General features: G+C 71.3%; 19 protein-coding genes. 3 read left to right on the plus strand and 16 right to left on the minus strand.

Annotated elements, in window-relative coordinates:
• Positions 1-58: 58 nt before the first annotated feature.
• Both IF28_RS0125040 and IF28_RS0125045 read left to right on the plus strand, forming a co-directional pair.
• Positions 59-892 carry a pectate lyase gene (locus tag IF28_RS0125040; RefSeq protein ID WP_030224460.1) on the plus strand — a complete coding sequence of 278 codons (834 nt, stop codon included), beginning with the start codon at positions 59-61 and terminating at the stop codon, positions 890-892.
• Positions 893-1,169: 277 nt separating this feature from the next.
• Positions 1,170-3,380, plus strand: coding sequence for a family 43 glycosylhydrolase (locus tag IF28_RS0125045; protein ID WP_030224461.1), 2,211 nt, complete (start codon positions 1,170-1,172; stop codon positions 3,378-3,380).
• On the opposite strand, the gene IF28_RS0125050 is transcribed toward IF28_RS0125045, so the two are convergent.
• From IF28_RS0125050 to IF28_RS0125115, 14 genes are all read right to left on the minus strand, one after another.
• On the minus strand, positions 3,358-4,437 hold the full coding sequence (locus IF28_RS0125050) for a dienelactone hydrolase family protein (RefSeq protein WP_030224462.1): 1,080 nt from the start codon (positions 4,435-4,437) through the stop codon (positions 3,358-3,360). The two genes, IF28_RS0125045 and IF28_RS0125050, sit on opposite strands and share 23 nt — an antisense overlap.
• The gene (locus IF28_RS0125055) at positions 4,421-5,545 is read right to left on the minus strand and encodes a pectinesterase family protein (protein WP_030224464.1); all 1,125 of its coding nucleotides are present in this window, start codon (positions 5,543-5,545) and stop codon (positions 4,421-4,423) included. Before IF28_RS0125055 ends, IF28_RS0125050 begins: the two co-directional genes overlap by 17 nt.
• A gap of 83 nt (positions 5,546-5,628) precedes the next feature.
• Positions 5,629-6,963, minus strand: coding sequence for a pectate lyase family protein (locus tag IF28_RS0125060; RefSeq protein WP_030224467.1), 1,335 nt, complete (start codon positions 6,961-6,963; stop codon positions 5,629-5,631).
• 33 nt (positions 6,964-6,996) lie between these two features.
• Entirely contained in the window at positions 6,997-7,791 is a 795-nt protein-coding gene (locus IF28_RS0125065; RefSeq protein ID WP_030224469.1) for a rhamnogalacturonan acetylesterase, read from the minus strand.
• 120 nt (positions 7,792-7,911) lie between these two features.
• Positions 7,912-9,270 (minus strand): ABC transporter substrate-binding protein, encoded by a 1,359-nt coding sequence (locus IF28_RS0125070; protein WP_030224473.1) that lies wholly within the window; start codon positions 9,268-9,270, stop codon positions 7,912-7,914.
• Positions 9,271-9,339: 69 nt separating this feature from the next.
• Positions 9,340-10,869 carry a glycoside hydrolase 43 family protein gene (locus tag IF28_RS0125075; protein WP_030224476.1) on the minus strand — a complete coding sequence of 510 codons (1,530 nt, stop codon included), beginning with the start codon at positions 10,867-10,869 and terminating at the stop codon, positions 9,340-9,342.
• Positions 10,866-11,711, minus strand: a complete 846-nt coding sequence (locus tag IF28_RS0125080; RefSeq protein WP_030224478.1) for a PmoA family protein — start codon at positions 11,709-11,711, stop codon at positions 10,866-10,868. Before IF28_RS0125080 ends, IF28_RS0125075 begins: the two co-directional genes overlap by 4 nt.
• Complete coding sequence (locus IF28_RS0125085; protein WP_030224480.1) at positions 11,708-12,874, minus strand: Gfo/Idh/MocA family protein; 1,167 nt, start codon at positions 12,872-12,874, stop codon at positions 11,708-11,710. Before IF28_RS0125085 ends, IF28_RS0125080 begins: the two co-directional genes overlap by 4 nt.
• Positions 12,871-13,767 carry a carbohydrate ABC transporter permease gene (locus IF28_RS0125090; RefSeq protein ID WP_030224483.1) on the minus strand — a complete coding sequence of 299 codons (897 nt, stop codon included), beginning with the start codon at positions 13,765-13,767 and terminating at the stop codon, positions 12,871-12,873. The genes IF28_RS0125085 and IF28_RS0125090 overlap by 4 nt, the downstream gene beginning before the upstream one ends.
• Positions 13,764-14,696 carry a carbohydrate ABC transporter permease gene (locus tag IF28_RS0125095; RefSeq protein ID WP_030224485.1) on the minus strand — a complete coding sequence of 311 codons (933 nt, stop codon included), beginning with the start codon at positions 14,694-14,696 and terminating at the stop codon, positions 13,764-13,766. The genes IF28_RS0125090 and IF28_RS0125095 overlap by 4 nt, the downstream gene beginning before the upstream one ends.
• 96 nt (positions 14,697-14,792) lie before the next feature.
• A complete protein-coding gene (gene araD, locus IF28_RS0125100; protein WP_030224487.1) occupies positions 14,793-16,523 on the minus strand; it encodes an L-arabinonate dehydratase in 1,731 nt (576 codons plus the stop codon).
• Positions 16,520-17,428 carry a dihydrodipicolinate synthase family protein gene (locus tag IF28_RS0125105; RefSeq protein ID WP_030224489.1) on the minus strand — a complete coding sequence of 303 codons (909 nt, stop codon included), beginning with the start codon at positions 17,426-17,428 and terminating at the stop codon, positions 16,520-16,522. The genes araD and IF28_RS0125105 overlap by 4 nt, the downstream gene beginning before the upstream one ends.
• Positions 17,425-18,114, minus strand: a complete 690-nt coding sequence (locus IF28_RS0125110) for a GntR family transcriptional regulator (protein ID WP_030224491.1) — start codon at positions 18,112-18,114, stop codon at positions 17,425-17,427. The genes IF28_RS0125105 and IF28_RS0125110 overlap by 4 nt, the downstream gene beginning before the upstream one ends.
• Positions 18,115-18,520: 406 nt before the next feature.
• Complete coding sequence (locus tag IF28_RS0125115; RefSeq protein ID WP_030224493.1) at positions 18,521-19,114, minus strand: TIGR03086 family metal-binding protein; 594 nt, start codon at positions 19,112-19,114, stop codon at positions 18,521-18,523.
• Between the two features lie 123 nt (positions 19,115-19,237).
• Here IF28_RS0125115 and IF28_RS0125120 point away from each other — a divergent pair, with 123 nt between their 5' ends.
• Positions 19,238-20,425 carry an MFS transporter gene (locus IF28_RS0125120; protein WP_030224496.1) on the plus strand — a complete coding sequence of 396 codons (1,188 nt, stop codon included), beginning with the start codon at positions 19,238-19,240 and terminating at the stop codon, positions 20,423-20,425.
• Positions 20,426-20,626: 201 nt separating this feature from the next.
• On the opposite strand, the gene IF28_RS0125125 is transcribed toward IF28_RS0125120, so the two are convergent.
• Positions 20,627-21,790 (minus strand): hypothetical protein, encoded by a 1,164-nt coding sequence (locus tag IF28_RS0125125; RefSeq protein WP_030224500.1) that lies wholly within the window; start codon positions 21,788-21,790, stop codon positions 20,627-20,629.
• Positions 21,787-22,746, minus strand: a complete 960-nt coding sequence (locus IF28_RS0125130) for a 5-dehydro-4-deoxyglucarate dehydratase (protein ID WP_324616056.1) — start codon at positions 22,744-22,746, stop codon at positions 21,787-21,789. The genes IF28_RS0125125 and IF28_RS0125130 overlap by 4 nt, the downstream gene beginning before the upstream one ends.
• Positions 22,747-22,861: the final 115 nt, after the last annotated feature.

A 22,861-nucleotide genomic window follows, 5' to 3' on the forward strand; every position in this document is an offset into this window, starting at 1 on the left:
TCTGGCGACGGCGGCGACCAGGAGACGCAAAGACCCTCACCACGCAAGGACACAGCGCATGACTGCACGACCCGGACAGCGCGTCTCCCACCGCCGCGGGAGCGCCGGGCGGCGGGCCACGATCGCCGGCCTCTCCGCACTCGGCCTCACCGGCGCCGCGATCGTCACCACGTCGATGCTCTCCACCGCGGGCGCCGCCACCTCCTCCTGGCCCTCCGACACCGGCGGCAAGCCGGTGTCCAGCACCGTCCCGGTCTCCGGCACGTACGACGGCGGCATGAAGCGGTTCTACGGCACCGGCGACCTGGGCGGCGACGGCCAGGACGAGGGCCAGGACCCCATCTTCGAACTGGCGGACGGCGCCACGCTGAAGAACGTGATCATCGGCACCCCCGCCGCCGACGGCGTGCACTGCAAGGGCAGTTGCACCCTGCAGAACGTGTGGTGGCTGGACGTCGGAGAGGACGCGGCCAGCTTCAAGGGCACGTCGTCGTCGGCCCGGTACACGGTGATCGGCGGCGGCGCGAAGAAGGCCGACGACAAGGTGCTGCAGTTCAACGGCGCCGGCAGGCTGACCGTCACGGGCTTCCAGGTCGAGGACTTCGGCAAGCTGGTGCGCTCCTGCGGCAACTGCAAGAAGCAGTACAAGCGCACGATCGTGCTGAGCGACATCGACGTGACCGCACCCGGCAAGTCCATCGTCGGCATCAACACCAACTACGGTGACACCGCCACGCTGTCGAAGATCCGCATCCACGGCGACAGCAAGAAGAAGATCAAGACGTGCACCCGTTACCAGGGCAACAGCTCGGGCAAGGAGCCGAAGGACCTCGGCTCCGGCGCCGACGGCACGTACTGCGTGTTCTCCTCCTCGGACATCACCTACAAGTAGTCCCGCAGACCCCGGTTTCGCCAGACCCCGGTTTCGCCCGGGCCCCCCTCGGGCGGCCGGAACCCGGGCGGTCCGGACCCCCATCCGGGCCCGCCCACCAGGACGCCCCGCCGACGGTGAAACGGCGGGGCGTCCGTCGTTGTCCGAGACCCCGAACAGCGAAAACACCCGAAAACTTTCGGCGCTCCACGTCCCGTCCGTATCGGTTGACGCGCCGCACACCACTGGCGAGACTCCGGGAAACAACAGAATCCCCCACACTCCGACAGGAAGTGTCATGCGCCGTCACACCGTCCGTCGCACACTTCTCGTCCCGTTCCTCGCCCTTCTCCTCGCCCTGCTCGCCGCCCCGCCGGCCACCGCACACCCCGGAGCACCGCCCTTGAAGAAGCCCACGTACGCCGGTTATCTCTTCGCCTACTTCACCGGCGAGGGGACCGCCGACGGGGAGCAGATCCGGTACGCCCTCAGCCGGGGCAACGACGCCCTGCACTGGCGTGAACTCAACGCGGGCAAGCCGGTGCTGACCTCCACGACCGGCGAGAAGGGCCTGCGCGACCCGTTCGTGATCCGCTCCCCCGGAGGCGATCGGTTCTACATGATCGCCACGGATCTGCGGATGTACCGGAACAGCAGCGGCAGCTGGGACGAGGTCCAGCGGCACGGCAGCAGGTCGGTCATGGTGTGGGAGTCCACCGACCTGGTCCACTGGACCGATCGGCGCCTGGTGGAGGTGTCCCCGGACAATGCGGGCAACACCTGGGCCCCGGAAGCCTATTGGGACGACGAGCTGGACGCGTACGTCGTGTTCTGGGCGTCGAAGCTGTACGCGGACGACGACCCGGGCCACACCGGTTCGACGTACAACAGGATGCTGTACGCGACGACGGAGGACTTCCTTACCTTCAGCGAGCCGAAGGTGTGGAACGACCCGGGCTACTCGGTCATCGACTCGACCGTGGTCAAGCACGAGGACACGTACTACCGCTACACCAAGGACGAGCGCGACCCGTCCTCGGGCTCCCCGTGCTCGAAGTTCATCACCGGTGAGAAGTCGGCGTCGCTGACCGGCACGTCGTACGACTTCGTCGCCGACTGCATCGGCAGCGGTGCGATGAGCCGGGGCGAGGGACCGACGGTGTTCAAGTCGAACACCGAGGAGAAGTGGTACCTGTTCATCGACGAGTACGGCGGCCGCGGCTACCTCCCCTTCGAGACCACCGACCTCGGCTCGGGCGAGTGGACCCCGTCGACCGGCTACCAGCTCCCCGCGAGCCCCCGGCACGGCACCGTCATCCCGGTGACGCAAACGGAGTACGACCGGCTGCTGGCCGCGTACCCGGCGAGCCCCGCCTCGGTCGTGGACGCCACCGCCCCCGGGCAGAAGGGGTACGCCGTCGTCAGCGAGGAGACCGGCAGGGTCGTACTGCCCATGGAACCCGGCGCGGACCTGCGGCGGCTCGCCCCGAGACTGTGGGTGGGCGAGGGTGCGACGGTCACCCCGCGGCCCGGTGCGCGCCGTGACTTCCGCGAGCCGAGGACCTACACGGTGACGGCCGCCGACGGTACGCGGCGCACCTGGACGGTGGAGGCGGTACCGACCCGCAGCCCGGTGCTGCCCGGCCTGTACGCGGACCCGGATGTGCGGTACATGGACGGCCGGTACTGGATCTATCCGACCACGGACGGCTTCCCCGGCTGGGGCGGGACGCGGTTCAAGGCGTTCTCGTCGCAGGATCTGGTCCACTGGAAGGACCACGGGGTGATCCTCGACCTCGGTCCCGATGTGCCGTGGGCGGACAGGAACGCCTGGGCACCCGCGATCGCGGAGCGCGACGGGAAGTACTACTTCTACTTCTGCGCCGAGCAGCAGATCGGTGTCGCGGTGGCCGACTCCCCGGCCGGTCCGTTCAAGGACGCGCTCGGCGAGCCGCTGATCGGGAAGACGCGGTTCAGCGGCCAGATGATCGACCCGGCCGTGTTCACCGACGACGACGGACGGTCGTATCTCTACTGGGGCAACGGGCACGGCTACGTGGTGCCGCTCGACGACGACATGGTGTCCTTCGACCCCGCGCAGGTGAAGGACATCACCCCGGACGGCTTCCGTGAGGGCTCGTTCGTGATGAAGCGGGACGGCACGTACTACTTCATGTGGTCCGAGGACGACACCCGCAGCGAGGACTACCACGTGGCCTACGCGACCGGCCCGTCCCCGCTCGGCCCCTGGACGAAGCGCGGCACCATCCTGTCCAAGCGGCCCGAGTACGGCATCCTCGGCACCGGCCACCACTCCGTGGTGAACACGCCCGGCACGGACGACTGGTACATCGTCTACCACCGGTTCGCGCTGAACGGCCCCGGTGTGTCCGGCGGGGACGGCACGCACCGCGAAACCACCGTCGACCGGCTGGAGTTCGCGGCCGACGGCGGTATCGAGCCGGTGGTGCCGACCCTGGAGTCGGTCAGCCCCGCGCGGCGGCGGTGACCGACTCCAGCCAGGCGTAGGCCTCGTCCTGCATCTCGGCGTCGAAGGCGTGGCCGCGCTCCGGCCACGTCCTCAGCCGCAGCCGTTCCTCGGCACCGCACGCACGCCAGACGGCCCGCAGCCTGTCGTACGCGGCCCGCACCCCGTCGGCGGGGAACAGGGCGTCGCGCCCGCCGTGGAAGAACAGCATCGGCTTCGGCGCGGCGATGCCCGCCACATCGGGGATGTCGAGGTGCCGGGAGAGCCCCGGGTGGAGCATGTGGAACGCGGACTGGCCGCGCAGGGTGTTGTTGCCCGGCACCATCATCTCCCTGAGGCCGGTCATCCAGCACACGCTGGCCGCGGCGGTGACGTCGTCGCTGAGCGCGGCGGCCTGCCAGGCGCGGTAGCCGCCCATGGAGAAGCCGAGCGCGGTGATCCGCCGGGCGTCCACGCGGCCGAGCCCGGCCAGGAAGGCGGCGGCGCGCTGGTCCTCGCGGGCGTGCAGTCCCGCGAGGGAGGAGCCGAGGTGGTAGAGGTTGCTGGCCAGCGCCTGCTGCTGTTCGTAGGCCAGCGGGCCGCGTTCGCCCCAGCCGAGGGCGTCGGCGCAGAACACCACGTACCCGCGGCGGGCCAGTTCGTCGCCGGTGAAGCGTCCGCCGAAGTACCGGCCGGCCCACTCCTCGGCGGAGGCGAGCCGGGCGTCGTCGTACCAGGGCCGGACGTTCTTCTCCTTGCCGATGTCGAACCGGGACCCGTGGTCGTGCAGCAGCAGGACCGCCGGGAACGGGCCGGTGCCGTGCGGGGTGAGCAGGGCGCCGCGCACCCGTCCGTGGCGGGTGAGGGAGAGGGTGACCAGCTCCCGCGTGTATCCGTCGCCGTCCGAACGGGCGGTGAACTCGGGGTCGTACGGTGTCCCGTCCTGCCGGCCGACGATGAGGTGCTCCTCGACCACGGCGCGGGCGGTGCGCCGCCACTGGTCGAAGTCCCGGACCGGCGAGGTGCCCCAGGCCAGCGGGAAGGCCAGCTCGTCCTTGAGCGCCGTGAGGTAGCCGGGCAGGTCAGCGGTGCCGGTCATACGGCCGCCAGTCCCCGAGGTACGCCTCGCGCGTCTGCGTCGCCGCCTGGGCGCGGGTGAGCTGCGGCCGGTTCTCGGGCACGGTGATCGCCGCGCCGGGGCCGGTGTTGCGGTACTCGGCGAACCGCTGGTCCTGCCACGGGTAGCCGCTCGCCATGTTGGTGTAGGGCGCGACCGCGTCGAGGCCGGCGCCGAGCCGGGTCTCGCGCACGGTGAGCATGGGGCGGGCGGTGACGTCGGAGCTGGGCACCCAGGGGCGGGCCAGCTTGTAGTAGCCGTCGGGGGCCTCGCTGCTGATCCTGCTCCGGGTGACGAGGTAGCCGCGCGGGTTGGGGCCGGCCGTGGAGGGCGCGAAGACGAAACCGTACGGCGCCTGCGCGAGGTCGGGGCGGATCAGGGTGCGGAAGTGGCAGTGCTCGAAGACGGCGGTGGCCCGGCCGAAGACGAAGTCGACGTCGCCCTCGGCGTAGCAGTGCGCGAAGTACTGGCGGGCGAAGGTGTTCAGGGAGAGTGTGTCGGCGTACAGCGTGTCCTGGTGGCCGAGGAAGCGGCAGTGGGTGAAGGCGCTGCGGTCGCCCTGGACCTTGAGGGCGACGGCCTGGGTGCCGCTGGTGCCGGGGAGGTCGGTGCGCAGCCAGTCGTTGGCGAAGGTGATCCAGCGGGCGGTGAAGCCGTCGGGGCGCAGGGTGGTGGTGGCGGAGCCGGAGGTGCCGTGGGTACCGGAGCCGTCGGGCTTGGGGGTGCCGGCCGCGTTGTCGTGGACGATCACCACGTCGCGGGGGTCCTCGGAGGCGCCGAGCCAGGTCATACCGGTGCGGTCGGCGTCGACGGAGACCGTCCCGCGGTAGGTGCCGGGGGCGATGACGAGGGTGCGTCCGGTGCCGGTCGCGGCGGTGACGGCGGCCTGGACGGAGGTGAAGTCACCGGCGCCGCCCGGGTGGACGTACAGGGTGCCGGGGGTGAGCCGGGCGGACGGTGAGCCGTACCGGCCGAAGGGGCGGCGGGGCCGGTGGTGGCCGGCGTGGGCCGGGGCGGCGGCGAGGGCGAGGGCGGTGCCGGCCGTGGCGCCGGCGAGGAGGACGTTCCTTCGGGACAGGGGCGAGGGCATCGCGGGTGCTCCTTGGGTGACTTCGGACCGGCCGGTGCGGGCCGCAGTGGGGGCGGACCGCACCGGCCGGCCGTCGGGGAGGGTCAGCGGATACGGCCGGCGCCCGCGCCGTGCTCGACCAGGAACGGGACCGTCCGGGCCGGGTGGACGGCCGTCCGCAGGGTGGGCGTCCAGCCCGCACCGGACTGGAGGGTCTCGGCGGGGATCTCCGCGTTGTGCACGGCGATCAGGTCGGTCCGCTTGCCGTTGACCACGTTGTGGGCGGCGGTGAGCGGCGCCTCGCTCCACTTCTTGAGGACCGTCGCCGGGCTGACGCCCTTGGCGAGCGTGAACGCGTTGTGTTCGGCGACGAGTTGGGACTCCTTGCCGATGCCGAGGCTGTAGGCGTAGCCGGCCTTCGCCACGAAGTGGTTGTTGTACACGTCGACCTGTCCGAAGCGGACGCGCGGCGCGCGCTCCACCAGGCCGTCGAACAGGTTGTGGTGGAAGGTGGCCTTCAGCTTTCCCCGGTCGCCGACGGCGGTGGACTCGCTGTCGCTGTTGCCGATGAGGATCGTCTTGTCGTGCTCGGTGAAGACGTTCCAGGACGCGGTGACGTAGTTGGCGCCCCGGACGATGTCCAGTTCGCCGTCGTGCTGCTGGTACAGCATCCCGAAGTAGGTGGGGGCCTCGCTGTCGGGGTGCTCGCCGTCGGTGAAGGTGTTGTGGTCCAGCCAGACATGGGTGGAGCCGTAGACGACGGCGGTGTCGTACTCGGAGTTCCAGTTGCCCTGGTCGCCGTCGGTCGGGTCCCACTGCGGGAAGCAGTCGAGGGGGCTCTCGAGGGTGAGGTTGCGGACGATGACGTTGTCCACGTTCTTGATCTGGAGGCTGGCGCCCTTGATGCCGGCGTCGCGGCCGACCCCGATGATCGTGGTGTTGGAGGGGACGTTCGCCTTGATGGCCGTGTCCTGGGCGGCGGCGGATGCCCTGCGGAGTCCCTCCGGGCTGTCGTCGGGCTCCGCGGCGAGGTCCTGCTCCAGGCCCCAGGTCTGCGGTGCGTACGTCTCGAGGTAGTCGTCGAAGTCGTAGCCGGGCGCGGCGAACGCGTCGCAGCCCTCGGAGACGGCGTCGATGGTGCCCTTCACCTTGATGATCTTCGGCGCGTCCCCGCCGGCCGCGAGGGCCTCCTTGAACTGGGCCCAGGTGCGCACGGTGTACACATGCGCGCGGTCGGCGTCGGCGCCTCCGGTGGTGCCGGTGCCGTAGGAGCCCCAGCCGTCGTGGGCGCCCAGGGTCTGCCGGGCGGCGTCACGGTGGTGGTGCGACGGGGAGTGCGCCTGGGCGCCGGTCCCGGTCAGGGCCAGTACGAGGGCGGTGCAGCCGGCCAGCGAGGCGGCTCTCACCGTGGCATGCCCATGCCATTTCGATCTGCTCATGGTGCGGCTCTCCTTCTCATGGTCCAGGGGGTGTTACGCGACGGGCTCCGGCCAGGTGATCCACGACTCCGGGATCCCGGCGTCCGGCCGCACGTCGCGCGGGCCGAGCACCCGGGTGCGCAGCAGTTCCCGGGCCACCAGCCTCGCGACGGCGATCGCGCCCGGCGGGTTGAAGTGCGTGTTGTCCTGCTCGGTCGCCGTCCAGTTGAAGTACTTCTTGGTCTCCTCGGCCCCGAGCTCCTGCCACAGGGCCAGCGACAGCGCCTGCACGTCGAGCAGCGCGACCCGCTCCTCGGCGGCCAGCGCCCGCATCGCCGCCGGGTACTCCCCGTGGCTCGGCAGGGCCCGCCCGTCGGCGTCGAACCGCCGCCGCTCCACGGCGGTCGCCAGCACGGGCCGCGCCCCGCGTGCCCGCGCCCCGTCGACGTACATCCGCAGATACTCCTGATACGTCGACCAGGGCTCGGTGTAGCGGGTGGGATCGGCACTCTTCTCGTCGTTGTGCGCGAACTGCACGAGGAGGAGATCCCCGGGCCGGATGGAGGAGAGGATCCCCTCGAGCAGCCCCTCGTCGACGAAACTCTTGGAACTCCGCCCGTTCACGGCGTGATTGGAGACGGTGAGACTCCGGTGGAGCAGGAAGGGCAACGCCATCCCCCACCCGGTCTCGGGCGCGGCATCGGCGTACTTCTGAGCAGCGGTGGAATCCCCGGCGATGTGAAGAGTGCGCCGGCGCCGCGAACCGGCCTGAGCAACACCGGCCGCGCCGAACGCCAGAGGAACGGAAGCAACGGCAGCGGAAGTAACCTGTCTACGGCTGAGCGACACGCCGGTATCCCTTTCGACGAGGGTGACGGACAACTACCCAGGGGCGCGGGGAACTGCGCGACCAGCCGGGGACGGCCCGCGGCCAAAAGACGACCAGGCCGCCCCCGGCGAAACCGCTTCTTAACCCTTCTGTTCCTGCCACTCGGCCTGAGCCTCGTTCAACTGCTCAGCCATCGTGTCCAGGAATTCCTTCGCACTCATGTCCCCCAGAAGCACCTTCTGGAAGTTCGGCTCGTTGTCCGCCTTGGAAATGGTGTTCCAGTCCGGCAGGTAGTAGGGCAGCTGCACGATACTGGTGGAACCGTCACTCAACGCGTCCGCCGCCAGCTTCGTCGGCTCCGCCTTGCCGATCCAGTCGTCCTTCGCCGCGTCCGCGTGCGCCGGCACCTGACCGGCCGACTCGTTGAACTTCGAGCTGGAAGCCGCCGACGTGGCGAACTCGATGAACTTCCAGGCGGCTTCCTTGTTCTTGGAGCTCTGGAACATGCCGACGCCGTCGACCGGGTTGGACACCTGGACGCGCTTGCCGCCGGGACCGATCGGCTGCGGGATGCCCCGGAACTTGTCGGTGGTGAGCGCCTTGACGTGGTCCTGGTACGAACCGAGGTTGTGGTTCAGCATGCCGATGGTGCCGGAGTCCCACTGCGCGACCATCTTGGTGAAGTCGTTGTTGAGGTCGGCCGCGGGAGTGACCTTCTTGAACAGGGCCGCGTACTTCTCCAGGGCCTCGACGTTCTTCGGGTCGTTGACCGTGGTCTTCTTGCCGGAGGAGTCCCAGAACGAGGTGATGCCGGACTGGCCGTACGCCGCGTCCAGGGCCTGGGCGATGGAGCCGGCGCCGCCGCGGATGGTGTAGCCGAACTCGTTCTTGCCCTTGTTCGTCAGCTTCTCGGCGGCCTTGTAGAACAGGTCCCAGGTGGTCGGCTCCTCCAGGCCCGCCTTCTCGAACAGGTCGGTGCGGTAGTACAGCACGCCGTTGTTCGCGGAGGTGGGGATCGAGTACAGCTTGTCGTCGCCGCCGCCCGCGGCGCGCATCGACTCGATCATGTCCTTGTTGAGCTTGCCGTTCAGCGGGGACTTGGCCAGCCGGAAGTCCAGCGTCTCGAGCGCGCCCTGGGCGGCGAAGCCCGCGAGCATCGAGGCGGAGATACCGCCGACGTCCGGGAGGCCGCCGCCCTGGATGGCGGTGTCGACCTTGGACTGGTACTCGGTGGAGGCGATACCGACGTACTGGACGTCGATGTCCGGGTTCGCCTTCTCGAAGTCCGCGATGACCTCCTTCCAGATTTCGGTGCGGACACCGCCGTTGTTGTCCCAGAAGACGATCTTGCCCTTGCCGCTGCCCTCGGCGCCCTTGTCGCCGCCCCCGCCGCTGCCGTCGTCTCCACAGGCGGTGGCGGTCAGGGCGAGCACGGCCCCCAGGGCGACGGCGGCCGATGCACGGCGCCTCGTGCTGTTTCTGAGATTGCTGATCTTCATTGGTCGGCTCTCTTCTTCTGGATCCAACGGACTATGAAGTTGTGGGGGGTCTGGCGTGGCCGGCGCCGCTCAGCCCCTCTCGGGGGTACTGATCCGGAACCGGGTGAACGTGGCGGTGCCGGCGTGTCCCTGACCGGCCGGTGCCACGGCGGCCAGGCCGAGGAGCGCCCCGACCCAGCGCCAGGGGGTGGCCGCGAAGACCTGGCCGGTGGGGCGGAAGCCGTCCCCGGTGTCGGCGAGGAAGCGGCAGCGCGCCCCGGCGCCGATCTCGATCCGCAGCAGGGCGGTGCCGTCGGGTGCGGGCCGAGGGTGGCCGGCGTCGCGTTCCTGCTCGGCGACCGTCTCGGCGAACCGGTGCACCAGGTGTACGGCACCGTCGGTGCCGCGCTGGAGTCCGATCCAGCGGTAGGCGTCGCCGAGGACGGCGAGCCCGGCGCGTGCCCCGGGTTCCCCGCTGTCGAGCCGCAGTTCCACCTCGACGGTGCACGGGGTGCCGGGCAGCCGCTGGGTGAGGACGTGGGGCAGCCGGCGCAGGTCGTGCGCGTCGGCGGAGCGGACACAGGTCAGCCGCAGCCCGTCGGCGGAGTGCTGGGTGGCCCAGCCCTCCCTGGGGTTGGCGGTCCAGGTCCACTGGCGGCCGTGGCGTCCGCCGGGGAAGTCGTCGTCGGTGGCGGGCGCGGCGGGCGGCTGCGGGGGCAGGTCCGGCCGGCGGTGGACGGCGACGGGGGCGCCGTCGTCCCCGAGCACCGGCCAGCCGTCGGCGCTCCAGCTCATCGGCTGGAGGTGGACGACACGGCCGTACGCGCCGCGCTGCTGGAAGTGCAGGAACCAGTCCTCGCCGGACGGGGTGCGCACCCAGCCGCCCTGGTGGGGGCCGTTGACGTCGGTGTCCTTCTGCTCCAGGACCACCTTCTCCTCGTACGGTCCGAAGAAGGCGCGGGAGCGGAGGGCGCCCTGCCAGCCGGTCTCCACTCCCCCGGCGGGGGCGAGGATCCAGAACCAGCCGTCGTGCCGGTAGAGCTTGGGCCCCTCCAGGGTGAACCAGCCGGGGATGCCGTCGCCGTCGACGATCACCTTGCCCTCGTCGAGGAGTTCGGTGCCGTGGGGGTGCATCCGGTGGCCGGTGAGCCGGTTCTTGACACCGGAGCGTGACTTGGCCCAGGCGTGCACCAGGTACGCCTCGCCGGTCTCGTCGTCCCACAGGGGGCACGGGTCGATCAGGCCCTTGCCGGCCTTGACCAGCAGCGGGCTGCTCCAAGGGCCGCGGATCTCGGGGGCGTTGACCTGGAAGATGCCCTGGTCGGGGTCGCCCCAGAAGATCCAGAAGCGGTCGTCGTGGTGGCGCAGGGCGGGTGCCCAGACACCGCAGTCGTGCCGGGGGGTGGTGAACTCGCTCTCGGGGCCGAGGCGTTCGAGGGCGTGGCCGACGAGGGTCCAGTTGACCAGGTCGCGGGAGTGCAGCAGGGGCAGTCCGGGGGCGCGGCCGAAGCTGGAGGCGGTGAGGTAGAAGTCGTCGCCGACGCGGATCACGTCCGGGTCGGACCAGTCGGCGTTCAGGACCGGGTTGCGGTAGGTGGTGTCGGTCGGCGCGGCGGTCACGGGCTCACCGCCTTGCGGACCAGGGCGGCGGCCTCGGTGCGGTCGAGCCGGCCGTCGGCGACGACGGTGACGATCCGGCGGACCACGGTCTCGCCGGGCGGGACGGGCAGCCGGTCCGTATGGGCGAGGGAGGAGCCGACGCCCGGGTACGCGGCGGTGCGCACGAACCAGGGGTCCCGGCGGGTCCGTTCGGTGGCCCCGGCGAAGACGAGGGTCCAGGTGGAGCCGGTGAGGGCGATCCAGTCGGCCGTCCGGCCGTGGACCTCGCTCTCGCCCTCGGCGTCGGCGGTGAGGACGTCCGGTGCCGTCTCCTCCTTGCGGGCCCGCCAGAAGAAGCCCCCGTAGGCGGCTCCGGGCCGGCCGTTGGTGGCGGGGCTGCCGAGGGAGAGCGGCTCACCGGTGACGTTGGTGAGGGAGAACGTGAAGTCCAGCGCCCAGGCCGTGTCGGTGAGTCCGGTGGCGGCGACCGTACGGCGTTCGCGCAGCAGCTCGCCGGGCGCGGCCACCCAGCGCAGTTCCTCGACGAAGCCGTCGGGGTCGCGCAGCTGGTAGGCGGCGTGCCGCTGGGAGCCGTGGTTGTCCAGTTCGGTCGGGCCCCGGTCGCGGACGTAGGTGCGTCCGCCCCAGAAGTTGAACCCCTCGACGTCGGGAACGGCGACACCGACGCCGAGGTGGTGGGTGTGGTCGGCGGGGCTGAGTTCGGTGACCGCCGTGCCGGCCAGGGTGGTGACGGGGTGCAGATAGGGCCGTGGGGAGAGCCGGGCCCGCAGTTCGGGCCGGGTGACGTACCGGCCGACGGGCCGGCCGGCGACGCGCAGCACCACGGAGTCGTTGCCGGTCATCGGGTGCTCACCTCTTTCGGCAGGTGATGGGCGGGCAGGGCCCAGGAGGCGCCCAGCTCGGAGTAGAGGGACAGGGTGTCGGCGGCGGCCGCGACGAGTCCGTCGACGCCGGGCACGACCCGGCGGTTCTCACCGGGGACGTGCCGCCAGGCGCCGTCGGGGAGCGGTGCCGGGTCGGGTGCCCTGCGGATCGCCTCGACGACCTGCATGAAGGCGCCCGTCTCGTCCGGGGGGACCAGCAGCGGGGTGCCGTCGGTGAGGTGGGCGACGAGGTTCTCCAGCAGGTCGGTGCGGTCGAACCGGGTCTCCTCGGGGCCGTGGTCGGCGCGCTGGAGCAGGACGCGGTCCTGCTTGTACCAGAAGGTGATGCGTCCGGTGGTGCCGTGCACCAGCACGTACGGCTCGTCGGCCCGCTCCGCGCACAGGGTCGCGGCGACGGTGACGGAGCCGCCGCGTGCGGTGGTGACCCGTACGCAGGAGGTGTCGTCGGACTCGATGTCGTTGGCGCGCAGCAGTTCGGTCTCGATGCCGGCGACGTCCTCGGCGCGGGTGCTGTCGCCGAGCGCGAGGGCGGTGGCGACGGCGTGGGCGAGCGGGTTGGTGAGCGCTCCGTCGACCACGTCGACGCCGTTCAGCCGGCGCCGGCCCGCCCAGGGGGCCCGGCGGAAGTACTCCTCGGGCCGCACCCAGGCGCCGGCTCCGCCGATGCCGACCACCCGGCCGACGGCGCCCTCTTCGACCATGGCGCGGATGGCGGGCACGGCGTGCGAGCCGAGCGACTGGAAGCCGATCTGACAGGCGACCCCGGCCGCGGCGACCCCGTCGGCCATCCGCCGGTACTCGGCGTAGGACGGCGCCGGCGGCTTCTCCAGCAGGATGTGCACGCCTCGTCCGGCCGCCGCGAGGGCGAGGTCGGTGTGGGTCGGGATCGGGGTGCAGATGACCGCGATCCGGGCACCGGTGGACTCCAGGAGCGCGCCGAAGTCGGCCGACTGCTCCGGGAGTTCGCCGCCGAACTCGTCCTCGGTGAGCGGGGTGAGCTCGCAGATGCCGGCGAGCCGTACGAGCCCCTGCTCCTGGAGGCGGCGGATGTTCGCCACGTGCCAGCGGCCGTGGCCGCGGGCGCCCGCGAGGACGACGGGAACGGGCGTACCGGCCGTCATCCCTTCACCGCCCCCGCGCTGAAGCCGGTGATCAGCCACTTCTGGATGAAGGCGAAGACGAGCACGACGGGCACCGCCGCGATGATGCCGCCCGCGGCGAGCGCGCCGAGGTCGACGCTGTCCGCGCTCATCAGGGTGTTGAGGCCGACCGGGATGGTCTGCTTCTCCTGGTTGTTGAGGAACATCAGGGCGAACAGGAAGTGGTTCCAGGAGTGGACGAAGGCGAAGGAGCCGACGGCGATCAGACCGGGCCGCAGCAGCGGCAGGACGACCACCCGGAACGCCTTGAACCGGTTGCAGCCGTCGACCCAGGCGGCCTCCTCCAGGGAGTACGGCACGTTCTTGATGAAGTTGCTGATCAGGATGATCGACAGGGGGAGCTGGAAGACCGTCTCGGCGAGGATGACACTGCCGAGGGAGTTGATCATCTGCAGTTCGGCGAAGATCTCGAACAGCGGGACGAGCAGCAGCGCGCCGGGCACGAACTGGGAGCAGAGCAGGCCCAGCATGAACGCCCGCTTGATCTTGAAGTCGAACCGGGCGAGGGCGTAGCCGCCGGCCAGGGCGACCAGGGTCGTCATGACCAGGGTGGCGACGCCGACGAGCACGCTGTTCTGGAAGAAGACGCCGAAGGACCGGTCCGTCCACACCTTCTCGAAGTGGACGGTGGTCATCGGCCAGGGCACGAGCGAGGTCGAGCCGGCCGGGCGGAGCGCGAAGAGCAGGATCCAGTAGAAGGGGATGAGGGTGAAGACGAGGTAGATGCCGAGCGGCAGATAGATCTGCCAGCGGGGTGCCTCGTCCCAGGCCCGGCGCTTCTTGTCCGGCCGGGGTGGCGCGGGGGCGGTGCGCGCGGGGGCGGGGGCGGCCGCGGTGGCCTCCTTGGTGATCACTTCTCGCCTCCGAACTTGCTCAGCCGCAGATAGACCATCGAGCAGAAGAGCAGGATGACGAACGCGACCGTGGTCAGTGCCGACGCGTAGCCGAAGTTGTGGGCGTCGACCGAGGTGTTGGCGATGTACAGCGGGAGTGTGGTGGTCTCGCCCGCGGGTCCGCCGCCGGTCAGGGTGTAGAGCAGGTCGACGTTGTTGAACTCCCACACGGCGCGCAGCAGCGTGGACAGGATGATGGCGTCCTTCAGGTGCGGCAGCGTGATGTGCAGGAACTGCTTGAAGCGGCTGGCCCCGTCGACCTCGGCGGCCTCGTAGAGGTCCTTCGAGACGGACTGGAGGTCGGCGAGGATGAGGATCGCGAAGAAGGGGACTCCGCGCCACAGATCGGCGACGACGGCCGCCGGGAACACGGTGGAGGTGTCCGACAGCCAGCTGACGCCGTAGTCGCCGATGCCCATGTCGGCGAGGTAACGGGTGATGCCCGTCTGGGAGTTGTAGAGCAGCACCCAGATCGCGGAGGTCAGCACGCCGGAGACGGCCCACGGTGAGAAGACCATGGCGCGGCCGAGGGCGCGGCCCACGAAGGTCTGGTTGACGATGAGGGCGAGCGCCAGGCCGAACAGCAGCTGCAGTCCGACCTCGACGAAGACCCACTTGGCGCTGAAGACGAGGGTGTCCCAGAACAGCGGGTCCTCGGTGAAGATGTGGGTGAAGTTGTCGAAGCCCGCGAAGCCGTTGCGCCAGGGCTTGGTGGGGTTGTAGTTCTGCAGGCTGTAGTAGAAGACGCTGAGGACCGGGTAGGCGATGAAGCCCAGCATGAGCAGGGCGGCCGGCGCGATCAGCAGATAGGGAAGCCTGCGGGGCGTGGCGGAGGCACGGCGCCGCCGGGGTGGCCTGGGCGGTTTCGCCACGGCTGCGGCATGGGCCATGACTGTTCTCCGTTTCTCGGTACGTCGTGCTGTGTGGTGCGTGTGCGGGTGAAGCGCTTTCTTCATGGGTGTGCGGGGGGCCGGACCTGCGGCCGGTCAGCCGGCGTACGGGTCCTGGACCGTGCCCGGTCGGGCGAGGAACTCGAAGTCGCAGCCGGTGTCGGCCTGCGTGATCTGCTCGTTGTAGAGCGCGCCGTAACCGCGCTCGTAACGCACGGGCGGCGGCGTCCAGTCCGCCCGGCGGCGCTCCAACTCCTCGTCGTCGACGTTGAGTCGGAGCAGACGGTTCTCGACGTCGAGGGTGATCGAGTCCCCGGTGCGGACGAGGGCGAGCGGGCCGCCGACGTACGACTCGGGGGCGATGTGCAGGACGCACGTGCCGTAACTCGTCCCGCTCATGCGGGCGTCGGAGATCCGCACCATGTCCCGTACGCCCTGCTTGAGCAGGTGGTCGGGCAGGGGCAGCATCCCGTACTCGGGCATGCCGGGGCCGCCCTTGGGTCCGGCGCCCCGCAGAACCAGCACGCTGTCGGCGGTGATGTCCAGCGCCGGGTCGTTGATGGTGCGCTGCATCTGCTTGTAGTCGTCGAAGACGACGGCTCGGCCGGTGTGCTTGAGCAGATGCGGTTCGGCGGCGATGTGCTTGATGACGGCGCCGTCCGGGCAGAGGTTGCCGCGCAGTACGGCGACCCCGCCCTCGTCCGCGACCGGGTTGTCCCGGGTGCGGATGACGTCGTCGTCGTGCACCTGCGCGCCGGCGATCTGCTCGCGCAGGGTGTCGTGGGAGACGGTGGGACGGTCCAGGTGGAGCAGGTCCGGGATCCGGGAGAGGAACCCGGGCAGTCCGCCCGCGAAGTGGAAGTCCTCCATCAGGTACTTCTGTCCGCCGGGCCGTACGTTCGCGAGCACCGGGACGGTGCGGGCGACGCGGTCGAAGTCGTCGAGGGTGAGCTTGACGCCCGCACGGCCGGCCATGGCGATCAGATGGATGACGGCGTTGGTGGAGCCGCCGAGTCCGAGGACCGTCGTGACGGCGTCCTCGAAGGCCTCCGCGGTGAGGATGTCGCCGAGTTTGCGGTCCTTGTGGACCAGGTCGACGATCGTCATGCCCGCCCGGGCAGCCATCCGGTCGTGTCCGGAGTCGACGGCCGGGATGCTGGAGGCGCCCGGGACGGTGACGCCGAGGGCCTCGGCGGCGGCGGTCAGTGTGGACGCCGTGCCCATGGTCATGCAGTGGCCGGGCGAGCGGGCCAGGCCGTTCTCCAGTTCCAGCATCTCGCAGTCGCCGATGAGGCCGGCCCGCTTGTCGTCCCAGTACTTCCACATGTCGGTGCCGGAGCCCAGGACCTCGTTGCGCCAGTGTCCGGGCAGCATGGGCCCGGCGGGCACGAACACGGCGGGCAGGTCGACGCTGGCGGCGCCCATCAGCAGGGCGGGCGTGGACTTGTCGCAGCCGCCCATCAGCACGGCCCCGTCGACCGGGTACGACCGCAGCAGCTCCTCCGTCTCCATGGCGAGGAGGTTGCGGTAGAGCATGGGGGTCGGCTTCTGGAAGGTCTCGCTGAGGGTGGAGACCGGGAACTCGAGCGGGAAGCCGCCCGCCTGCCACACGCCCCGCTTGACGGCCTGCGCGCGGTCGCGCAGATGGACGTGGCAGGGGTTGATGTCGGACCAGGTGTTGAGGATCGCGATGACCGGCTTGCCCAGGTGCTCCTCGGGGAGGTAGCCGAGCTGGCGGGTGCGGGCGCGGTGGCTGAAGGAGCGCAGGCCGTCGGTGCCGTACCACTGGTGGCTGCGCAGCTGCTCCGGGGGCTTCCTGGCGTTCATATCGACCACCCCGCGGCGATGGCGGCGACCTCGGCGCGCTCGCTCTTCGGCAGCAGTCGGCTGGGCGGGCGGACCTCGCGGCGGCACAGGCCGAGGGAGGCGAGGGCCTCCTTGACGACGGTGACGTTGTCGGCGGAGCCGCCTGCGGCGCGCAGTTCCTCGAAGCGGCGGATCTGCTCCCACACCTTCATCGCGGCCGGGTAGTCGCCGGAGCGCAGCGCCTCGATCATGTTCAGCGAGACGGACGGCGCGACGTTGACCAGGCCGGAGGTGAAGCCGGTGGCGCCGGCCGAGAAGTAGGAGGGCGCGTACGGCTCCGCGAGCCCCGCCACCCATACGAACCGTTCGAGTCCCGCGTCGCGGGCGAAGGCGGCGAACTTCGACGCGTCCGGCACGGCGTACTTCACGCCGATGACGTTGGGGCAGGCGTCGGCGAGTTCGGCGAGCCGGGCGCCGGTCAGCTGGGGGTTGCGCAGGTAGGGGACGACGCCCAGTTCGGGCACGGCCTCGGCGATGGCGCGGTGGTAGTCGACCCAGCCGCTCTGGGCGACGTAGGGGTGGACGGGCTGGTGCACCATCACCATCTGCGCGCCGAGTTCACGGGCGTGCCGTGCGGAGGCGACGGCGGTGGGCACGTCGTGGCCCACCCCGACCAGGATCACCGAGCGGTCCCCGGCCTCCTCCACGGTCAGCTCGGTGACCAGCCGGCGCTCGTCGGGGGTCAGGGCGTAGAACTCGCCGGTGTTGCCGTTGGGGGTGAGGGTCGTGATGCCACCGTCGAGGAGACGACGCAGCAAAGCCCGGTAGGTGCCTGAATCGAGGGAGCCGTCCTCGGCGAACGGGGTCACCGGGATCGCCACCACGTCGGCCAGGGCCGCCCGCTGGGTCTCGAACGTCGTTGTCATGCCTGACCGTCCTCTTTCTGGGCTTCCGGGGCCACGAATTCCCCGTCGAACTCCGCTTCGGGGAAGGCCCGTCGTACGAACGACGCGATGTGCGAGTGCAGGGCGCGCGCCGCGCCGTCGGCGTCGCCGTCGAGGGCGAGCCGCAGGATCTCGCGGTGCTCGCTGGCCTCCCGGTCCCAGGAGGGGTCGGTGGCCCAGGCGACGGCCGAGACGAGCGCCGCCTGGTCGCGGACCTCGTCGAGCATCCGGCCGAGCAGCGGGTTGCCGCAGGGCACGTAGAGGGCGCGGTGGAACTCCCGGTTGGCGAGGGAGCGTTCGGCGGTGTCGCCGGCCTGGGCGGCCCGCGTCAGCGCGTCACGGGCGGCGTCCAGGGAGGCGCCGCGCTTCACGGCGCGCTTCAGCGCCTCGGGTTCGAGGAGCAGCCGCACGTCGTAGACCTCGCGCGCCATGTCCGCGTCGACCATGCGCACCGTGACGCCCTTGTACTGGCTCATCACGACCAGTCCGGTCCCGGCCAGGGTCTTGAGCGCCTCGCGCACCGGGGTCTTGGACACCCCGAACTGTGCGGCGAGGTCGGTCTCGACCAGGGCCTGGCCCGGTGTGAACCGGCCGGTGAGGATGCGGCGTTTGATCTCCTCCAGCACGTACTGCGTGCGGGAGGGGATCGGCGTGGGCACAGAGGTCATGCGCGCCTCTCGGATCTCGCGTATCTGATCTCGCGTATCGCGTCTCATATATGACGTACGAAGTACGACGCGGATGACCGTAGGAGTGACCGAGAGTGCTCGTCAATGCTTCTGACAAAGGAACTTGGAGTTGCCTGATGGGGCTCGTGTGCGGCCGCGGCGGGCGGTCGTGGGCCGGGAGACGAGCGCCGGGCGGGGTGGCCCGGGTTCGCTTTCGCGATGTCCGGCGCCGCGCGCGGTGGGGGGACGCCGAGCCGCGCGCGGGCGGGTCGGGCCGGCTGCACGCACGGTTCGTCGAGGTGGGCACACGGTCCGCCGGCTTTCGGGCGGGCGGAGGACCGGCACGGACCGGACGGGCCGGTCCGTGTGCCACCGCGATGATGCGAACGCCCTGAACCGTTCGCCGTCAGGCGGAACGCGTCCAGTCCGGGTCGCGGCCGCTGAGGCCGATCGTCCGGTCGAGGAGGGGGGCGGTGGGCGGTACGGGGACGACGGGGCCGAAGATGCCGCCGCCTCCGTCGGACTCCGCGGCGGCGGCCAGCAGGAAGTCGTGCGCCGTCTGGAGCGCGGCCGGGTCGGGCTCGTACGGCTGCCCTGTCGCGCGGGCCAGGTCCCAGCCGTGGATCACCAGCTCGTCGGCGGTGACGGCACCGGCGACCCCGCCCGGCAGATCCAGACCGCCCGCGCGGGTCGTGCCGGTCCACGCCTCCGGGTCCCGCCAGACCTCGGCGAGCTCGTCGAGCACGGTGGGCAGTCGCTCCCGCCAGCCGGGCCCGATGTCCGGCAGGGCGGCCTCCGGGCTGGTGTCGGTGGTGGCGCCCAGGCTCTTGCGGCCGGCGTCCCGGAAGGCGACGGCCAGCCCGAGGAGGTGGCCCAGCATGTTGCGTACCGCGTACCGCGGACAGGGTGTCCCGTCCGCCAGCTGCCCGTCGGTGACGCCCTCGGCGAGACGGGCCACGATCCGGGTCTGCGGTCCGAGGTCGAGCGTGGTGTCGGTCATGGGAGTGCTCCTCATCGCACGGTGCTCCTGAGAGGTGGACCGGGCCCGGCGGCGAAACTCATCGCCCGTCTAAGGCACCTGCCCGATCCCCCGGCGGGTGCCTTAGATCCACGATGACCAGTCATGACGACGACATGGACGCCGGCCCGCGTGCTGCGCGACCGCAACGCCGGCCTCTACCTCACCGGCGTGGTGATCTCCGGCTTCGGCACCTCCGCGCTGTGGCTGGCCTCGGGGGTGTGGGTCAAGGACCTCACCGGCTCGGACGGTCTCGCGGCGCTGTGCATGCTGGCGATGTGGGCGCCCACCCTGGCCGGCCCGCTCCTCGGCACCCTGGCCGACCGGTTCCGCCGCAGGCCGCTGCTGATCGCCGCGAGCCTGCTGATGGCGGCGCTCCTGCCGACCCTGTGCGCCGTCGATTCCCCGCGGGGGCTGTGGCTGCTGTACGCGGTGCTGTTCGTGTACGGCGCGACGGGCGTCGTCCATGACGCGGCCGAGTCGGCGCTGATCGCCACCGCCGTGGACCGCTCCCTGCTCGGCGACTTCAACGGACTGCGGATGACCGCCAACGAGGGCATGAAACTGCTGGCCCCGCTGGCGGGCGCGGGCCTGTACGCGGCATACGGCGGGGCGGGCGTCGCGGTACTGGACTCGGTCACCTTCCTGCTCGCCACGGTCGTGTACGCGTCGCTGCGGGTACGGGAGGACCGGCCGGTGCGCGCGCCCGGCGAGCGTACGGCCGAGGGCGCCCGCCATCTGTGGGCGCATCCGGTCCTGCGCCCGCTGGTACTGGCGGCCGGCGCCACGATGCTGTGCGCGGGCCTGAACGGGGCGCTGATCTACGCCGTGGTCGAGTCCCTCGGCCACTCCCCGGCGTACGCGGGCGTGCTGTACGCCGTCCAGGGCGCGGGTTCGGTACTCGTCGGCCTGCTCTCGGGCCCGGCCCTGCGGCGCCTGGGCGAACGGCGCTTCGCGGCGTACGGCATCGCCCTGCTGGCCGCGGCGGTGGGACTGCGCGCGATCCCGAACGACCCTCTGGCATGGGTATGCAGCGCGGCCATCGGCGCGGCCCTGCCGGCGGTACTGATCGCCACTCTGACGGCACTCCAGCGCGAGACCCCGCCCGCCCTGCTGGGCAGAGCCACGGCCACGGCCAACACCCTGATCTACACCCCGAACGTCCTGGGCCTGGCCGCAGCGGCGGCCCTGGCCGACCACACCGACCACCGCCTGCTCCTGGCCGCCATCGCCTGCGCCCTCACAGCAACGGCCACACCACTCCTCACCCCCCGAAACCCCACCCCGGCCTGACACCGCCAACCGCGAACACCGTCCCCCGCTCCCCCGGACACCCACCCCACGCTCCCGCGAACACCGTCCCCCGTTCCCGCGAACACCCACCCCACGTTCCCGCGGGCAATCGTGCCGCTGGGGCGGCACGGGTGGGCGCGACGGCACCCCGCGAGCGCCGGGCCGCGCGAACACCCCCCGCCCCAGCCCCGCACCGGCGGCTCAGAGCCCCGCCAACACCCCCCGCACCGCCTCCAGATCCGCATCCGCGGCCAACCCCGCGTGATACAGCCGCAGTTCCGTCGCCCCGAGGCGCCGCGCCTCCACCACGTCCGCCGCCAAGCCCGCGGGGCTGCCACCCATGCCGGAGACCACGGTGAAGTTGGCGGCGAGGACAGCGCCCCCGCGGGCCTCCCGGGCGAACGGACTCAGCAGACCGGCACCCCCCGTGCACGGCACGACCACGCCATCGGCGACACCCAGGATGTGCGCGGGATCCACACCCGCGTTGGCCCCGCAGTGATAGGACACCGGATCCGCGTGCAGCAGCACCTGAAAGCCTTCGGGAGCGGCCCGGCGTACCGCCCCGACCGCCGCCTCCTGCAACGTCCGGGCCGTCTCGTCCCGCCACGCACGCGTGGCGTTCGCCGACGCCTCACCGAGGAGTTCCGAAACCCCCGCCCACCCCCCGTCGGAGGGCGCCCCCCGCCACACCGGTTCCAGCGCGGCGCGTACGGAGGAGGCGAGCTCATCAGCGTCCAGTCCCCGGCCCCCGTAGCCCTCACGGCAGGCCGGGCAGAAGCACAGGGACATCAGGTACTGGCCGGCGTCCCCCAGTCCGACCCCCGCGGTCTTGTCGTGTGCGTGCAGATGGGCCAGTCCGTACCAGCCGAGGGACTCCAGTTCGGTACCGCGCGCGCCGGGCCGCACCGCCGCCTCGGCGGCGAGATCGACCAGATACGCACGAGTGCCGGCCTGCGCGATACACGGCGCCCACGGATAACGGTCACCGTAGGCGTTGACCACCGAGGTGTCCGGATGCTCGGCCCCCAGCCGGGAGTTGTGCGCGAGCACCACCCACGTGTGCACCTCGAGACCCGCGTCCGCGAGCGCGCCGGCGGCCTCACCGAAGGCATCGCCGGGCGCCCAGTCGCCGGCCGCGTAGGGCCCCGGGACACGTCCCGCCCACCGCTCCCCCGGCGGGTACAGCACCGCCGCGTGCTCCGCGGTCACCACCCGCTGCCGAGGATGCCGCGGGGTCAGCGCCCGCGTCGAGTGATACGCAGACGCCAGCGTCACCTGCCCCACCCCCAGCCCGGCGATCCGCCCGGCCGCCTCCGGGTCCCCGTTGACATCCCAGGGATAGACGAACGCCGACGCCTTCACTTGCCCTCCTCGAGCAGCGCGTGTCCCCGCTCGATCAGCTGAGCGAGCTGCTTCACATGATCCCCGGCCGGTTCGTGCAGCGGCGGCCGCACCTCTCCCACGTCGAGGCCGCGCAAGCGCACCCCCGCCTTGACCAGGGAGACGGCGTAGCCATCCCCCTTGGCCCGCAGTTCGACGAACGGCCGGTAGAAGCCGTCGACCAGCCGGTTCACGGTGACCGTGTCGCCGGTACGGAAAGCCTTGTGACAAGCGAGCGCGATCTCGGGCGCGAAGCAGAACGCCGCCGACGAGTAGAGGGTGATACCGAGGGCGCCGTACGCGGGCTGGGTCAGTTCGGCGGTGGGCAGCCCGTTGAAGTACAGGAAGTCCGCGGGCCCTTCGGCGCGTACGGTGCTGACGATCCGCTGCATCAGGTCGAGGTCGCCGACGCCGTCCTTGAGGCCGATGATCCCCTCCGTGCGGGCCAGTTCGACGACGGTCGCCGGGGTGAGGACGGCGTTGTCGCGCTGGTAGACGACGACCGGCAGGGACGTCGCGGCGGCCAGCTGCCGGTAGTGCCGCAGCAGCCCCTCCTGCGCGGCCCGCACCAGATACGGCGGCATCGCGAGCAGCCCGTCGGCGCCCGCACGCTCGGCGAGGCGGGCGTAGCGGACCGCGAGCGCGGTGCCGTAGCCGGCGCCCGCGACGACCGGGACGCGACCGCCGGCGGCCTCGACGGCGGCGCCCACGCACAGCTCGAACTCCTCGGGCGTCAGCGCGTGGAACTCGCCGGTGCCGCAGCAGGCGAACACGGCGGCGGCCCCGGTCTCCACCCCGCGCCGTACATGGAGCCGGTAGGTGTCCAGATCAAGGGTGCCGTCGGGTCCGTAGGCGGTGACCGGGAAGAACAGCGGCCCGCTGGGGACACCGAGTCGGGTGGTGAGAGGGGCTGGCGTCACAAGCTCTCCCGGGTCCATATTCCTGATTCACGTCCATATTCCTGAACATGTTCACGCTAAGACGCCCCGAGGACCCCGGTCAAGCACCCCTCTCCGCCACACACCAGCGAATTCTTCCCTTCCGCGGGAAGTC

Origin of the sequence: Streptomyces sp. NRRL WC-3626 (assembly GCF_000718785.1) — a bacterium.
Lineage (GTDB): Bacteria > Actinomycetota > Actinomycetes > Streptomycetales > Streptomycetaceae > Streptomyces > Streptomyces edwardsiae.

What these genes read in the sequence shown, in the direction of transcription:
- IF28_RS0125040 (WP_030224460.1), top strand. Translation starts at nt 59, where the DNA reads ATGACTGCACGACCCGGACAGCGCGTCTCCCACCGCCGCGGGAGCGCC.
- IF28_RS0125045 (WP_030224461.1), top strand. Translation starts at nt 1,170, where the DNA reads ATGCGCCGTCACACCGTCCGTCGCACACTTCTCGTCCCGTTCCTCGCC.
- IF28_RS0125050 (WP_030224462.1), bottom strand. Translation starts at nt 4,437, where the DNA reads ATGACCGGCACCGCTGACCTGCCCGGCTACCTCACGGCGCTCAAGGAC.
- IF28_RS0125055 (WP_030224464.1), bottom strand. Translation starts at nt 5,545, where the DNA reads ATGCCCTCGCCCCTGTCCCGAAGGAACGTCCTCCTCGCCGGCGCCACG.
- IF28_RS0125060 (WP_030224467.1), bottom strand. Translation starts at nt 6,963, where the DNA reads ATGAGCAGATCGAAATGGCATGGGCATGCCACGGTGAGAGCCGCCTCG.
- IF28_RS0125070 (WP_030224473.1), bottom strand. Translation starts at nt 9,270, where the DNA reads ATGAAGATCAGCAATCTCAGAAACAGCACGAGGCGCCGTGCATCGGCC.
- IF28_RS0125080 (WP_030224478.1), bottom strand. Translation starts at nt 11,711, where the DNA reads ATGACCGGCAACGACTCCGTGGTGCTGCGCGTCGCCGGCCGGCCCGTC.
- IF28_RS0125085 (WP_030224480.1), bottom strand. Translation starts at nt 12,874, where the DNA reads ATGACGGCCGGTACGCCCGTTCCCGTCGTCCTCGCGGGCGCCCGCGGC.
- IF28_RS0125095 (WP_030224485.1), bottom strand. Translation starts at nt 14,696, where the DNA reads ATGGCCCATGCCGCAGCCGTGGCGAAACCGCCCAGGCCACCCCGGCGG.
- araD (WP_030224487.1), bottom strand. Translation starts at nt 16,523, where the DNA reads ATGAACGCCAGGAAGCCCCCGGAGCAGCTGCGCAGCCACCAGTGGTAC.
- IF28_RS0125105 (WP_030224489.1), bottom strand. Translation starts at nt 17,428, where the DNA reads ATGACAACGACGTTCGAGACCCAGCGGGCGGCCCTGGCCGACGTGGTG.
- IF28_RS0125110 (WP_030224491.1), bottom strand. Translation starts at nt 18,114, where the DNA reads ATGACCTCTGTGCCCACGCCGATCCCCTCCCGCACGCAGTACGTGCTG.
- IF28_RS0125115 (WP_030224493.1), bottom strand. Translation starts at nt 19,114, where the DNA reads ATGACCGACACCACGCTCGACCTCGGACCGCAGACCCGGATCGTGGCC.
- IF28_RS0125120 (WP_030224496.1), top strand. Translation starts at nt 19,238, where the DNA reads ATGACGACGACATGGACGCCGGCCCGCGTGCTGCGCGACCGCAACGCC.
- IF28_RS0125130 (WP_324616056.1), bottom strand. Translation starts at nt 22,746, where the DNA reads ATGGACCCGGGAGAGCTTGTGACGCCAGCCCCTCTCACCACCCGACTC.